Here is a 14,272-nt window from a genome sequence, read left to right on the forward strand (position 1 = left end):
TATCGGGAGCAAGCCCCCTCCCACATTTTTTCCGTGTTCAATCAGGACATGGGCGGCAGGCCATAGGCAGCCAAATCGAAATCCGCAAGTTTGCGGATGATCTGGTCGGCATGCTGATACTTGCTGTCGGCCATGGCCTCATCGGGCACGGCGATGGCGGTCATGTGCGCCGCTTTCGCCGCCGTCACGCCGAACGGCGAGTCCTCGAACACCAGGCAATCCTCGGGCGCCACACCCAGGCGGCGCGCGGCAGTGAGAAAGATGTCCGGCGCAGGCTTGGCGGCACCGACTTCCGGGTCGTCGGCGGTCACGATGGTGTCGAACAGGCCAAACCACTCGCGGTGCAAGGTGGTCTTGTGGCCGAACGAGTTGCGCGACGAGCTGGTGCCCACCGCAATCGGGATGTTATGCGCCTTCAAATGCCGCACCAACGCCTCGGCGCCGGGCATGCCCAGGGCTTTGGGGAAACGCTCGCTCATCAGCGGTTCACGAATCTGCAGAAACTCAGCCGGCGTGATCGGCAAGTCCAGCGCCTTGACCACATAGTCCGCCAAGTCCTGGGCACCGCGCCCAATAATGTGCTGCTTGATGCTCCAGTCATAGGTGCGGCCATAGCGTTCGGCGATGATCTGCGTGACTTCGGTGTAGATGCCTTCGGTGTCCAGCAACAACCCGTCCATATCGAAAATCACAGCCTTGATCGGGACAGCGGTACGCGGTGCGTTCATCACAACAGAACCCTGGAGGAAGGACTAAAAGGATTCAGCACAATAACGGCCATGCTTGCTCGCGGGCAACCCCTTACACTGCCCGCTTTCCTTCAGAAGTGCCTGCAATGCTCTTTCGTATAGCCGCCGACAGCCTGGTGCTGTTTCATCTGTGCTTCATCCTGTTCGTATTGTTCGGCGGGCTGCTGGCACTCAAATGGCGTGCGCTCATCTGGCTGCATCTGCCGGCGGCCGCCTGGGGCGTTGCCGTCGAGGTGTTTCACCTGCCCTGCCCGCTCACGCGCTGGGAAAACCTGTTGCGCCACTTGGCCGGGCAGGACGGTTATGGCGCAGGCTTCATCGAACATTACCTGCTCAGGCTGATCTATCCGGCCGGGCTCACGCCGCAGATCCAGCTGGGCCTGGGCGCGTTGGTGCTGTTGATCAATATCGCGGTGTACGTGCACCTGATCCGACGTTATCGACAGGCTTGAGACAGCCGCACTGGTGAAGAATCAGGCTCCCTCTGCCCCATCGTAGACGCCGCCATGTCCGAAGCCTTCGAAGTCCCCAGCCCCCACGAAAAACACCTCGAACACACCACCGAACATGCCCACGGCCGTGGCGACACCTTCGCCAGCCGCATCGCGGTGATGACCGCGATCATGGCCACCGTTGGCGCCATGCTCAGCTACCAGGCCGGCTCTAGCGAAAGCGAGGCGGCGATGGACAAGAACAACGCGGCCATCATCAAGACCGAAGCCGCCAACCAATGGAATTACTATCAGGCCAAATCCAGCCGCCAGAATCTGGCGGAACTGGCCACGCACATTCCCGGCGTGGATGCCGCCCACTACAACGACGAAATCCAGCGTTATAAAAGCCAGAAGGAAGATGTGCGCAAACAAGCCGAGAAGCTTGAAGCCACCTCGCTGGAATGGGACCGCAAATCCGAAGAAGCGCTGCACCAGCACCATCGTTGGGCCCAGGCGATGACGGCGATTCAGATCGCGATCTCACTGGCGGCGATCACCTTGCTCACGCGCAAGGAATGGCTCAAGCGCATGGCGTATTCGGCCGGCGGTGTGGCCGTGGTGCTGGGTAGCCTGGCCTGGCTGCATCTCTGACCGAGCGCGGGCAACTGTGGGAGGCGGCCTGACTGTCGCCACATAAAATGAAACCTTGGCGCGCTGATTTCAATCCGCCCTCTGAGCGATTAAAGTGTCGCGCCTCGAGAATTGAATCTCGATATTCAGCCCATGGAGTTACGCGTGAAGTACATCAGTAAAGTAGTTGCAGCAGCCGTTCTTGGTTTCACCCTGGCAGGTTGCACCGGCACCGCCATGAAAACCCAGCAATACGACGCCAGCCAATACACCGTGCTCGGCCACAGCGAAGCCAGCGCCACCGGCATTATGCTGCTGGGTATTATCCCGATCGGCCAGAACAGCCGCTTCGTCCGCGCCCAGGATGCAGCCATCAAGGCCAAAGGCGGCGACGCCATGATCAACACCCAGGTGCAGGAAAAATGGTTCTGGGCCTGGGTACTGAACGGCTACACCACCAAGATTTCCGGTGATGTGGTCAAGTTGAAAACCGCGCAATAAGTAAGTTGCCGGGCGCTGAGCCTGGCAAGCGACGTTTCATGGGCTGACTTCAGGGGATGGCCCATGAACCTCAGTAGTATTTACGTAATCGTGGCTGTCCTGTTACTTAACAGTACTGGCCTGCTAAGTTGCGTGCTTGATCAAGTTGAAAACGCGGATACACCGATAGTCTAAGGTTCACATTTTCCGTTATCACACGCCCCCTTATGTGCCCTTCAATTGTCAGCTTCCACTCACGGTAACTGGCGGGCATGCATCGAAAGCAGGGGCGATAGCCTGCCAATCGTGCGGTCTGTTCATCGATAAAAAACACACGATCCTTCACATACCCGCCTTTGCTCAATGCCCGTAGTGCAGCCGGGCAGTCCAGGCGCCCGTAGATCTTGCTTCCTTTATGCCCGCCAAACTGACCCGGCTTGGAACTGAGCGCGGGTTTGCCGTGGGAATCCAAGACTTTCCATCGCCTCATTACGCACCCTCCCCCGTCCGGTGCAGTCATCCGACAACGTGTGCAGCGTGCATGCTCTTCTCGCGCTCGATCAACTTGCGCTTACGCTCCACTCCCCAACGGTAGCCAGACAAAGATCCATCACTGCGCACCACGCGATGGCATGGAATCGCCACCGCGAGTTTATTGGCCCCGCATGCGTTAGCCACTGCACGGGTGGCACTGGGCATACCTATCCGCGCGGCGACCTGGGCGTATGTCTCGGTCGTTCCTGCAGGAATATCCCTCAGCGCCTGCCAAACCCGTTCCTGAAATACGGTGCCACGGATGTCCAACGGCAGCGCAAAACCGGTGCCCGGCGATTCGACAAAGCCGACGACGGTGGCCACCAGCGCCTCGAACTCGGCGTCGCCGCCAATCAGGTTGGCGTTGGGGAACTGGTCCTGAAAGCTCTCCACCAGCACATTGGGGTCATCGCCCAATAAAATCGCGCAAATGCCGCGCGCGCTTCTGGCCACCAGGATCGAGCCCAGCGCGCTTTCGCCCAGTGCGAATTTGATATCCACATTGGCCCCCCCTGCGCGGTACTCGGTGGGTTTCATGCCGAGGATATTTTGCGACGCCTCATAGAATCGGCTATTGGAGTTATAGCCCGCCTCATAAAGAGCGTCGGTGATAGTGCCACTGAGCGAAAGCTGGTCTCTGACGCGCGAACGCAACGAAGCGACGCTGTAGGCTTTAGGCGTGAGGCCCGTGAGTTTCTTGAAGACTCGATGGAAGTGGAAGCTGCTCATGCCCACCTGTTCGGCCAGATCACCCAGGTTGGGAACCACGCCCGATGCGTCGATAAGCCGGCAGGCTTCGGCAACAGCTGCCGCATGCTTCTGGGCGACGGCCGCTGGGTTGCTGCTGTCGCGCTTGGAGGGGCGAAAACCCGCCCTTTCGGCTTCAGCTGCGGTGTCAAAAAACACGATATTTTCCGGCCGAGGCAGCTTGGTCGGACTGAAGGGTTTGCAGTAAACCCCGGTGGTCAGCACGCCGTAGACGAAATCGAGGTTTGCATCAGCCTGGCGGCTGACGAGAATATTCCAGCGCGGATCGTCCTCGGCCCTCAGCACGGGCTGGGTGGTTTGGTCTTTAACGCATTCCATGGCAATGCCCCCATCTTCGCAATTTGCACAAGCCTATCGCTATTGAGCCGCGTTAAAACTCCGAGTCTTGCTTTCATATTCGAACGTCTGGCCGTTCCATCACTGCGCATCATGGAATATTATGCCAAGGGTAAACCGCTCCCCCGCTCTGACCTCGCTCACGCCGTGGCGCGTAAATACGGAGTAGAAGCCTCGCGCCCCCTGCACGGGCCTGCGGTTGACGGCAAAAATCACTGCATCGCCCTTGCGTAGCGGCACTACGTTGACCCTGGACTGCATTCGTGGCCGCTGTTCGGTAAGCACGAATTCGCCGCCGCTAAAGTCGTCATTGGGCTCAGACAGGAGGATAGCCATCTGCACGGGAAACAGAATGTCTCCATACAGGTCGCGGTGCAGGCAATTGTAGTCTCCTGCACCGTAGCGCAGCAGCAGTGGGGTGGGACGCTCTTGCCGGGCGTCGTGGCACTGGCTTAGAAAGTCTTCGTGGCGTTCGGGATAGGGAGGTTCGAGGCCAAGTTTAGTGTTCCAATAGTTGGCCAGTGGGACCATCTGCGGGTAAACACAGGATCTCAATGTGGCGATAATCGACGGCAGCGGGTAGGCAAAATATTTATATTGGCCTGAACCGAAGCCGTGCCTGCTCATATTGATACACGACCTGAAGATGTCCGGCTCGCAGTAGCTATCGATAAGACGCTGGCAGACGTCTGGGTCGAGCAGGTTCTCGATGACGGTAAAGCCGCTGGCGTTTACGCGATGCAGATGCTCACTCCAGTTTTCGCAAGCGAGCCTTGTTTCCAATGCCCTATCGACCATTGCCATTCCCTTGTGGATTGCATGATTGTCAACATACCGCAGGCAATCCATGGGAGCCTCCGGTTTGTTGCTATCAAATTAATCCAGTGAACCGGCATGGGTTTCTTGGAGGCTTCAACGTTTGAGAGAATCGAGCCAGCTATGTCAGTGAGCAACGCTCTCGCAACATGGACAGTCGATTAAAGTATCAGCGTGCACTCAAGCTCTCGTCCCAATGTCTCATGTTTCCAAGACGTCCTGTGACTGGTGCTCTACCCGATTGCGCCCTCTTTTCTTCGCGCCATAAAGAAAACCATCAGCCTTTTCTAGCAAATCAGTCGCTGCATTCACACCACGCTGATGGTTGGAACTTACACCTGCGCTGATGGTGACAAAGCCAACCGGACTCCCCTGATGTGCAATTTTTTCAGCCTCTATAGCTGAACGCACTTCTTCAGCAATCTTGACTGCTCCTGAAAGCTCTGTTTCTGGAAGCAGTATTACAAATTCTTCCCCACCATATCGTGCAGCGAGGTCGGCTGGACGGTTTATGTTTTTACCTATTAGCTCTGCAATTCGCCGCAGGCATTCGTCACCGAGAACGTGACCATAATGGTCGTTGTACTGCTTGAACCAATCAATATCGATAAGTATGAGCGCTACGCTATTCCCAGTGCGACATGCTCTTGACCATTCTTTTTCGAGTGTAGAGTCGAAGCACCTACGGTTAGGTAAACCGGTAAGGCTATCAGTCTTAGCAATATGTTCTAAATCGCAATGCGCAAGACGCAGTTCTTCCTCTGCCACCAACACGCGTTGAATTTGCCGGTAAAAAAGGAACCCCAGGCTAGTCAGCACAAAAATTATAAGCACCACCATAACCGATGCTTGATAGACGTACGTCCACCAGGTGGCGAATACTGAATCTAACGATAAACCGGCTGCAGTGACCAGGGGTAGGCCTTGTATACGGCTGTAGGCATAGACTCGCTCAACCCCGTCCACGACAGAGGTGAGGGTCGCTGTGCCCTCGTCGTTGTGTATCAAATACCGACTAAACAGGTCTCCCTTTGAGATATTAGTTGTCATTAACGCGTCAATCATTGGTCGGCGCGCAAGCAAATCGCCATTACTGAGTGCGAGAAGTATTACTCCTCGTTTGTCGACATCCAACCGGTTAAAGAAACTCTGGAAATATGCAACTGGCAACGTTGCCAAAACGACGCCACTGAAGCTGCCATCACTGTGCTCGGTGCGCCGGCTTACAGGGATGATCATATCGCCCGTGGTTCGGCTCAAAATTACCTCGCCTATACGGACGGCCGTGCCAGGATGATTCTTGTGGTAGATAAAATAAGATCGATCACTATTGTTCTTGGCAACCGGCTTTGAAGAAAAGGAATTCGCTACCCAGTCCCCATGTTCGTCGTATATGAACAACCCTTGAATTCCGTCGGTTGCTTGAACATTGCTGGCCATCACTTTGGATAAGCGGGCCATGTGTTCGGCGTCAAGCCTGTCGTTTTCAAACCGCTCAACAAGGTTATCGAGTATGTTTTCAGCCTGACGTATTGTGTCTTGAGCTTGCTGCTCGGAAGCGCGAACAATGTTATGCGCAGCAATCTTCGCATTTGCCAGTCGTTCGTCCGCCGATTGTTTTAACTGCCAAGCAATTGCGGTCACTAGCATGACACAGGCCAGGAAGATAAACGCTATCAAGCCCACAGAGAGGGCTTTAGGTGTTAATCGACCGGACACGAGCGTTATCGTTTTCATTGAGCTCATCTTAGCTTGGAGTGCTGAATCTTCCTGTGAATTTTCCATAACTCATGAATCTAGGTGGAGCGTACCCACAGCAATCAGATCCCGAGTCAATGGACTCGACAAGCGTCGGCCCTATCAGCGCCGCCGACCACATTAGACTTCACTCCTCGTAGCAGGCCAACCAGCCACCACTTACGCACCCAAAAAGCGCACCAGTCCCATGGCGGTCCCATGGGTCCATTTTTCGGGTACCAAAAACCACAAACCCCCGACTTTCTCTAGGAAAATCAGGGGTTTGCGTTTTAAGAATGTGGCGGTGAAGGAGAGATTCGAACTCTCGATACAATTTCTTGTATACACACTTTCCAGGCGTGCTCCTTAAGCCACTCGGACACTTCACCGTATCTCGTCAAACCAGTTCAGTCTGTCGAGGCGCGCTAATGTAGTCGAAAGCCTTTCTGATGGCAAAGGTTTTTTTCAGAATTTTCATGCGGTTAGACGGGTATGCCGGAACACGGCCTGTGCGCGGTGGTGATTGTGCCAATCTCGGGCATGGCTCGGGATGGTCTACGCTGGCTGTGGTGCCCTGCCCCAGGCGCTCTGCTGTCGGGTGTGGAGCGAAAGCCTGACTGGGCAGTCAGTCACGGCGCTTTACCCGCGCGGGCGTGGTGGGTAACGTCTGCTGCATCTTCTATAACAAGTCCTACAAGGAACCGCGTCATGAGTGAGTTGATTGCCTACCACCTCGAAGACGGTATCGCGACCCTGACCCTGAGCAACGGCAAGGTAAATGCCATTTCTCCCGCAGTGGTCAGTGCGTTCAATGCGGCGCTGGACCAGGCGGAGAAGGATCGGGCGGTGGTGGTGATCACGGGCACGCCGGGGATTCTGTCGGCGGGTTATGATTTGAAGGTGATGACGGCCGGCCCTAAAGAGGCCATCGGCCTGGTCACGTCGGGCTCGACGCTGGCGCGTCGGCTGTTGGCGCATCCGTTCCCGGTGATTGTGGCGTGCCCTGGGCATGCGGTGGCCAAGGGTGCGTTCCTGCTGCTGTCGGCGGATTACCGGATTGGTGTGGAAGGCCCGTTCAGCATTGGCCTGAATGAAGTGGCGATTGGCATGACCATGCACCACGCCGGTATCGAGCTGGCGCGGGATCGTCTGCGCAAGTCGGCGTTTCATCGGTCGGTGATCAACGCCGAGATGTTTGACCCGCAAGGCGCTCTGCAAGCGGGCTTCCTCGACAAGGTGGTAGCGCCGGAAGAGTTGCACGCGGCGGCACTGGAAGCGGCGCGGCAGTTGAAGAAGATCAATATGAACGCGCACAAACACACCAAGTTGAAAGTGCGCAAGGCACTGCTGGATGCGTTGGATGATGCAATCATCCAGGACCAAGGCCATAACCTGATTTAACGTCCCACACTTGCGGTACCGAAGCCCGACCTTGAGTCGGGCTTTTTCTTACAATCCAAACCGAAATAACCCGGGCCGCTCTAGACAAGCGTTATCGGCGCACGTCGAAACATGCGCTTAAACATCGCCTATCTCCTACCTCTGCTGGGGCAATTGCCGAATACAGTGCACATCCGTACACTGCGCCACCTTTTGTCCCGGTGAGCCGCGTCGATGCTTTTTCTGTTACGTATGTTGTTGATGGGCCTGCACTTTATAGTCGCCGGTGTACTGGGCGTGCTGTTGGGGATCTGCCGGCCGTTCAATCCGGACAACAGCCGCCTGTGTGCACGCCTTTACGCGCTGCCAGCGATGTGGATCCTGCGCCTGAACGTGAAAGCCGATGTCGACTCCCTGCGTAACAAGCCCGGCACTTGCGTGGTGATCGCCAACCACCAGTCCAACTACGATCTGTTTGTGCTCGGCACCGTGGTGCCCCACCGCACGGTATGCATCGCCAAGAAGAGCCTGAAATGGGTGCCGTTGTTCGGCCAGTTGTTCTGGCTGGCCGGCAATGTGTTGATCGACCGCGGCAATGCGCACAAGGCGCGCCGGGCCATGCTCACCGTTACCCGCACCTTGCAACACGAAGACACGTCTATCTGGGTGTTTCCAGAAGGCACGCGCAACCTGGGCAAAGGTTTGTTGCCGTTCAAAAAAGGCGCGTTCCATATGGCGATTGCGGCCGGTGTGCCGATCGTGCAGGTCTGTGTCAGTCATTACGTCACGCATATGCGACTTAATCGCTGGAACAGTGGGGATGTGCTCATACGCTCGTTGGCGCCGATTGCTACTACCGGAATGACTGCGGATGACGTTCCGGCGTTGATGCAAGCGTGTCAGGCGCAGATGGATGAGTGCATTGCACAGATGGATCGCGAGCTGCAAAGCGCTTGAACGCCTGCAGCGTGGTCTGAGGAGCGCGCAGGGCGACGCGGAGCGTCACGGGGGGCATTCCCACGCAGAGCGTGGGAACGATCACTCTACGGAACGCCATTCAGGCTAAGCTGCCCAACATTTGTCCTCTTGATAAGAAGTGATCAGCACCATGGGTAGAGTCGTTGCGGCCGCCGTCTACAGCGCCGGAAAGAAAGTCACTGATATCACCCTCGACGAAGGCGCGGCCTGGGCCGCCAAACCCGGCCACTTTGTGTGGATCGGCCTGGAAGAGCCCAGTGCCCAGGAGCTGAACAACCTGCAACGCCAGTTCAACCTGCACGAACTGGCGATCGAAGACGCCATGGAAAAGCACAGCCGCCCGAAGCTGGAAACCTTCGGCGACGCGCTGTTTATCGTCACCTATTCACCGGTGCGCGAGAACGGCAAGCTGGAGTTTATCGAAACCCATATCTTCGCCGGCAATGGCTACATCATCACCGCCCGTAATGGACACTCAGCTTCCTACGGTTTTGTACGCCAGCGCTGTGAGGCGCGTCCGCTGTTGCTGGAGCATGGCGAAGATTTCGTACTCTATGCCTTGCTGGATTTCGTCACCGAAAACTACCAGCCAGTCAGCGAGGCGATCCACGCCGAGATCGATGAACTGGAGCGCAACGTGCTGTGCAGCTCCCTGAGCGAGCGCGACATCCAGAACCTTCACGGCCTGCGCCGCGACGTGTTGCGGCTCAAGCGCTATGTGGCGCCGATGGTGGAGATCAGCCAGGAACTGCAGAAGTTGAGCTTCCCGTTTATCGACAAGAACATGCGCCCGTATTTCCGTGACGTGCAGATCCACGTCACGCGGCAGATGGAAGACCTGACGACCCTGCGCGATATCGCCAGCCAGACCATCGAGATCGGCGTATTGCTGGAGGCCTCGCGCCAGAGCGTGGTGCAGCGCAAGTTCGCCGCTTGGGCGGCGATCCTCGCGTTCCCCACGGCGGTCGCGGGGATTTATGGGATGAATTTCCAGAACATGCCCGAGCTGCAATGGCACTACGGCTATTTTGCAGTGCTCGGGTTGATTGCGGTGGGCTGCACCAGCCTGTGGGCGAGCTTCAAACGGTCGGGTTGGCTTTAGCATTGTGCGCTACAAAGCGCATCATCCATTCCGCCACGGTCGCGCCGTGGTGGTCCCGCTCCAGGCTGGCCACGCCGTTGGTGTAGACCTTTTCGCCCAGGGTTGTCTGAAGAATCTCGAGCAGTTCGCGGGAATAGTCGTGAACAAATTCCGGATGGCCCTGGAAGCACAACACCTGGTCACCGATGTGATACGCCGCGATGGGGCAAAACTCGCTCGAGGCAATGACCGTGGCATTTTCCGGCAGGGTCGTGACCTGGTCCTGGTGGCTGATCAATAGCGTCAGTTCCGGCACTTGCGGGCTCATCCAGGGTGCCTTGGCATCGATGGTGTAGTCGTGAATGCCCATGCCCCAGCCTTGGCTGGCGCGTTCGGTCTTGCCGCCGAGCAGCAACGCCAGCAACTGGTGGCCGAAGCAGATACCCAATAACTTGTCGCCGCGCTCGTAGCGCTGGAGCACGTAGGTCTTGAGGGTCTGGATCCACGGGTCGGTGCCGAACGAGTCGGCTTTGCTGCCGGTGATCAGGTACGCGTCAAAGGCTTCGTCATCCGGCGGGTATTCACCCTGCACCACGTTGTAAACCACAAACTCTGCGGCAATCGGCTGCTTGGCAAACAGGCGCTTGAACATCTGCCCGTAACCTTGGTACTGATCGATCAGGCCTGGACGCAGGATATCGGTTTCCAGGATGCAGACGCGTAGCGACATAAAAAATACCTGACACGGCGATGGGAATATTGAACACCCCAGAGCGTGCCTTGAAACACCTGTTCAAAGCAAGCCCTCCACCGCCTGATCAGCGGAACGTTTCGCCCTGTGCGGCTTTCTCCAGCAGCAGCGCCGGCGGCGCAAACCGCTCGCCATACGCGTCGGCCAGGTAGCGCGCCCGGGCGATGAAGTCGTTCAGGCCGTACTGGTTGATAAACTGCAACGCACCGCCACTCCAGGCGGCAAAGCCAATGCCGAAGACCGAGCCGATATTGGCGTCGGCCGTGGACATCAACACGCCCTCCTCCACGCAACGCACGGTTTCGATGGCTTGGATAAACAGCAAGCGGTCGCGCACGTCCTGGGGCGAAATCTGTTTACCGGGCTGTTCGAACCGCGCCTTGAGTTCTGGCCACAGGTGCTTCCGGGCGCCTGCTGGATAGTCATAAAAACCGCCACCGGCGGCCTTGCCCGTGCGTTTGTATTCGTTGACCAGCAGGTCGATCACCGCCGTCGCAGGGTGGGCCTTCGGCACCTCGCCTTGGGCTTGCAGGTCATTGGCGGTTTGCTGTCGGATATGGCTCATGAGGCTCAGGGATACTTCATCCGACACCGCCAGTGGCCCGACCGGCATACCGGCCTTGCGCGCTTCGGTCTCGATCATCGGCGCGGCCACACCTTCCCCGAGCATGGCGATGCCTTCGTTGGTGAACGTGCCGAACACCCGCGAGGTGAAGAACCCGCGGCTGTCGTTGACCACAATCGGGGTTTTCTTGATTTGCAGTACGAAGTCAAAACCTCGAGCCAGGGTTTCGTCGCTGGTGTGAGCGCCCTTGATGATCTCCACCAGGGGCATCTTGTCCACCGGGCTGAAGAAATGCAGGCCGATGAATTTGCCCGGGTCCGGCACCGCAGTCGCCAAACCGCTGATGGGCAAGGTCGAGGTATTGGAAGCGATCACGGCGTCCGCCCCGACTACGCGTTGCGCGGCGGACGCTACCCTGGCCTTGAGTTCGCGGTCTTCGAACACCGCTTCGATCACCAGGTCACAGCCGGCCAGGTCGGCGTCATCCTGTGTAGGGCGAATCCGTGCCAAGGTGGCTTCGCGCTGCTCGGCGGTCAATTGCCCACGGTTGACGTTCTTTTCGAGCAACGCGGCTGAATGGGCCTTGCCCTTTTCGGCCGCCGCCAGGGTGACGTCTTTGAGCACCACGTCGATCCCTGCACAGGCGCTGGCATACGCAATGCCCGCCCCCATCATGCCGGCGCCGAGCACACCGAGCTTGCGCGTCACAAAAGGTGCAAAACCCTGTGGTCGCGAACGGCCGGCGTTGATTTCATTGAGCTGAAACCAGAATGTGCCGATCATGTTTTTCGCCACCTGCCCGGTCACCAGCTCGGTGAAATAGCGGGTTTCGATCAAGTGCGCAGTGTCGAAATCCACTTGGGCGCCTTCCACGGCAGCGCAGAGGATTTTCTCCGGCGCCGGGAAACAGCCCTGGGTCTTGCTGCGCAGAATCGACGGTGAGATGGCGAGCATCTGCGCGACTTTCGGGTTCGACGGCGTGCCCCCAGGAATCTGATAGCCCTTGTTGTCCCACGGCTGCCGGGCCTCGGGATGGGCGAGAATCCAGGCGCGGGATTTGGCCAGCAGCTCATCGCGGTCTGCCGCCACGTCGTCGATCAAGCCCGCCTGCAATGCCTGCGCCGGCCGCACTTTCTTGCCTTCCAGCAGATACGGCAGGGCTTTTTCCAGACCCAACAGGCGCACCATGCGCACCACCCCGCCGCCGCCCGGCAACAGGCCCAGGGTGACTTCCGGCAAGCCGAGCTGCACCGACTTGTCGTCCAGCGCGACCCGGTGATGGCAGGCCAGGCAAATCTCCCAGCCACCGCCAAGGGCCGCACCGTTGATCGCGGCCACCACCGGTTTGCCGAGGGTTTCCAGGCTGCGCAGTTGCGCCTTGAGCACGCCGACGTCGTCATAGAATTGCTTGGCGTGGGCGGTGTCGACCTGGATCAGCTCATTGAGGTCACCGCCGGCAAAAAACGTGTTCTTGGCCGAGGTAATGATCACCCCGGCCAGGTCGGCTTTTTCTGCCTCCAGGCGCGCAATGGTGGCCGCCATGGCCGCACGGTACGCGGCGTTCATGGTGTTGGCGCTTTGGCCGGGCATGTCGAGGGTCAGCACCACGATCTGGTCCTGGCCTTTTTCGTAACGAATGGCGTCGGTCATGACAGTTTCCCTAAGGCTCAGAGGCGTTCGATGATAGTGGCGATGCCCATGCCACCGCCGACACACAGGGTGGCCAGGCCGTAGCGCTGCTGACGCACTTCCAGCTCATCGAGCAAGGTGCCGAGGATCGCGCAGCCGGTGGCGCCCAGCGGGTGGCCCAGAGCGATGGAGCCGCCATTGACATTGACCCGGGCGGCGTCGATGCCCATGTCCTTGATGAATTTGAGCACGACCGAAGCGAACGCCTCATTGACCTCGAACAGGTCGATGTCCTCGACGCGCAGGCCGGCCTTGGCCAACGCCTTGCGCGTGGCCGGTGCAGGACCGGTGAGCATGATGGTGGGATCGGTGCTGGTCACCGCCGTGGCGACAATCCGCGCGCGCGGCTGCAAGCCGAGCTCGCGCCCTTTGGCCTCGGAGCCAATCAACATCAAGGCAGCGCCGTCGACAATCCCGGAGCTGTTGCCCGGTGTGTGCACATGCTGGATGCGTTCCACTTGGCTGTAGACCCGCAACGCGGTGGCGTCGAAGCCCATCTGGCCGATCATTTCGAAACTCGGCTTGAGCTTGCCGAGGCCTTCGAGGGTGGAGTCGCCACGGATAAATTCGTCATGGTCGAGCAGCACAATGCCGTTCTGGTCCTGCACCGCGATCAGCGACTTGTTGAAGGATCCGTCTGCTCGTGCCCTGGCGGCTTTCTGCTGGGACTGTAGGGCAAAGGTGTCCACGTCCTGGCGGGTGAAGCCTTCCAGGGTAGCGATCAGGTCGGCCCCAATGCCCTGCGGCGTGAAGTGGCTATGCAGGTTGGTTTGCGGGTCGAGAACCCAGGCGCCACCGTCGCTGCCCATTGGCACGCGGGACATGGACTCGACGCCGCCAACCACCACCAGGTCCTCAAAGCCGGAACGCACTTTCATCGCCCCGAGGTTGACGGCCTCCAGGCCCGAGGCGCAGAAGCGGTTAACCTGCACGCCGGCAACGCTGATGTCCCAGTCCGCTACCAGTGCGGCGGTCTTGGCGATATCGGCGCCCTGGTCGCCCACTGGGGTGACGCACCCGAGCACGATGTCATCCACCTGACGGGTGTCGAGGTCGCTGCGTTGCGCCAGCGCCCTGAGCAAACCGGCGACCAGATTGACCGGCTTAACGCTGTACAGGGCGCCGTCGGCCTTGCCTTTGCCTCGGGGCGTGCGTATCGCATCAAAGATCAAAGCTTGGGTCATGATGGCCTCGAACCACAGTGGTGTAGGCCCCTACCTTAAGCCCGATTGACACGGTTTCAATGACGGATGCGCTCATTGCCTTTGACCCCCTCGCTCGGACGAACGGTAGGCAGCTACGGGAAACCCTGGGTTAATCGTTTTAGCTGTCTAGCTTCGGGGT

The 14,272-nt window shown here is 58.4% G+C and carries 14 protein-coding genes and 1 tRNA gene; 6 read left to right on the plus strand and 9 right to left on the minus strand.

Annotated features, from left to right (window positions below; all coding sequences use genetic code 11):
• Nucleotides 1-41: 41 nt before the first annotated feature.
• Complete coding sequence (locus C4J84_RS18675) at nt 42-728, minus strand: HAD-IA family hydrolase (protein WP_124435923.1); 687 nt, start codon at nt 726-728, stop codon at nt 42-44.
• Between the two features lie 107 nt (nt 729-835).
• Here C4J84_RS18675 and C4J84_RS18680 point away from each other — a divergent pair, with 107 nt between their 5' ends.
• The 3 genes from C4J84_RS18680 to C4J84_RS18690 all read left to right on the plus strand — a co-directional run bounded on the left by C4J84_RS18680 (nt 836) and on the right by C4J84_RS18690 (nt 2,314).
• Entirely contained in the window at nt 836-1,201 is a 366-nt protein-coding gene (locus tag C4J84_RS18680) for a DUF2784 domain-containing protein (protein WP_124435924.1), read from the plus strand.
• Nucleotides 1,202-1,255: 54 nt separating this feature from the next.
• On the plus strand, nt 1,256-1,834 hold the full coding sequence (locus C4J84_RS18685; protein WP_124435925.1) for a DUF4337 domain-containing protein: 579 nt from the start codon (nt 1,256-1,258) through the stop codon (nt 1,832-1,834).
• A 144-nt stretch (nt 1,835-1,978) separates the two neighbouring features.
• Nucleotides 1,979-2,314 (plus strand): hypothetical protein, encoded by a 336-nt coding sequence (locus C4J84_RS18690; RefSeq protein WP_124367983.1) that lies wholly within the window; start codon nt 1,979-1,981, stop codon nt 2,312-2,314.
• Between the two features lie 106 nt (nt 2,315-2,420).
• Here the strand turns inward: C4J84_RS18690 and C4J84_RS26620 are convergent, their stop codons facing one another.
• From C4J84_RS26620 to C4J84_RS18715, 5 genes are all read right to left on the minus strand, one after another.
• Complete coding sequence (locus C4J84_RS26620; protein ID WP_305955452.1) at nt 2,421-2,813, minus strand: Ada metal-binding domain-containing protein; 393 nt, start codon at nt 2,811-2,813, stop codon at nt 2,421-2,423.
• On the minus strand, nt 2,810-3,913 hold the full coding sequence (gene ada, locus C4J84_RS18700) for a bifunctional DNA-binding transcriptional regulator/O6-methylguanine-DNA methyltransferase Ada (protein WP_124371543.1): 1,104 nt from the start codon (nt 3,911-3,913) through the stop codon (nt 2,810-2,812). Before ada ends, C4J84_RS26620 begins: the two co-directional genes overlap by 4 nt.
• Before the next feature lie 99 nt (nt 3,914-4,012).
• A complete protein-coding gene (locus tag C4J84_RS18705) occupies nt 4,013-4,729 on the minus strand; it encodes a 2OG-Fe(II) oxygenase (protein WP_124372460.1) in 717 nt (238 codons plus the stop codon).
• Between the two features lie 219 nt (nt 4,730-4,948).
• The gene (locus tag C4J84_RS18710; protein ID WP_164487784.1) at nt 4,949-6,532 is read right to left on the minus strand and encodes a GGDEF domain-containing protein; all 1,584 of its coding nucleotides are present in this window, start codon (nt 6,530-6,532) and stop codon (nt 4,949-4,951) included.
• Between the two features lie 251 nt (nt 6,533-6,783).
• Nucleotides 6,784-6,873 (minus strand) — tRNA-Ser (locus C4J84_RS18715).
• 319 nt (nt 6,874-7,192) lie between these two features.
• On the opposite strand from C4J84_RS18715, the gene C4J84_RS18720 reads away from it, so the two are divergent.
• The 3 genes from C4J84_RS18720 to C4J84_RS18730 all read left to right on the plus strand — a co-directional run bounded on the left by C4J84_RS18720 (nt 7,193) and on the right by C4J84_RS18730 (nt 9,944).
• Entirely contained in the window at nt 7,193-7,885 is a 693-nt protein-coding gene (locus tag C4J84_RS18720; protein ID WP_124371544.1) for a crotonase/enoyl-CoA hydratase family protein, read from the plus strand.
• Nucleotides 7,886-8,098: 213 nt separating this feature from the next.
• The gene (locus C4J84_RS18725) at nt 8,099-8,821 is read left to right on the plus strand and encodes a 1-acyl-sn-glycerol-3-phosphate acyltransferase (RefSeq protein ID WP_124371545.1); all 723 of its coding nucleotides are present in this window, start codon (nt 8,099-8,101) and stop codon (nt 8,819-8,821) included.
• A 151-nt stretch (nt 8,822-8,972) separates the two neighbouring features.
• Nucleotides 8,973-9,944, plus strand: a complete 972-nt coding sequence (locus C4J84_RS18730; RefSeq protein ID WP_124363969.1) for a magnesium and cobalt transport protein CorA — start codon at nt 8,973-8,975, stop codon at nt 9,942-9,944.
• Here C4J84_RS18730 and C4J84_RS18735 read toward each other — a convergent pair.
• The 3 genes from C4J84_RS18735 to C4J84_RS18745 form a co-directional block, all read right to left on the minus strand.
• Nucleotides 9,922-10,653 carry an amidotransferase gene (locus tag C4J84_RS18735; RefSeq protein WP_124371546.1) on the minus strand — a complete coding sequence of 244 codons (732 nt, stop codon included), beginning with the start codon at nt 10,651-10,653 and terminating at the stop codon, nt 9,922-9,924. The two genes, C4J84_RS18730 and C4J84_RS18735, sit on opposite strands and share 23 nt — an antisense overlap.
• 88 nt (nt 10,654-10,741) lie before the next feature.
• Nucleotides 10,742-12,889: a 3-hydroxyacyl-CoA dehydrogenase NAD-binding domain-containing protein gene (locus C4J84_RS18740; RefSeq protein ID WP_124371547.1), complete on the minus strand. Its 2,148-nt coding sequence runs from the start codon at nt 12,887-12,889 to the stop codon at nt 10,742-10,744.
• A gap of 17 nt (nt 12,890-12,906) precedes the next feature.
• Nucleotides 12,907-14,112, minus strand: coding sequence for an acetyl-CoA C-acetyltransferase (locus tag C4J84_RS18745; RefSeq protein ID WP_124420606.1), 1,206 nt, complete (start codon nt 14,110-14,112; stop codon nt 12,907-12,909).
• Between the last annotated feature and the right edge of the window lie 160 nt (nt 14,113-14,272).

The organism is Pseudomonas sp. R11-23-07 (assembly GCF_003852295.1).
Classification (GTDB): domain Bacteria; phylum Pseudomonadota; class Gammaproteobacteria; order Pseudomonadales; family Pseudomonadaceae; genus Aquipseudomonas.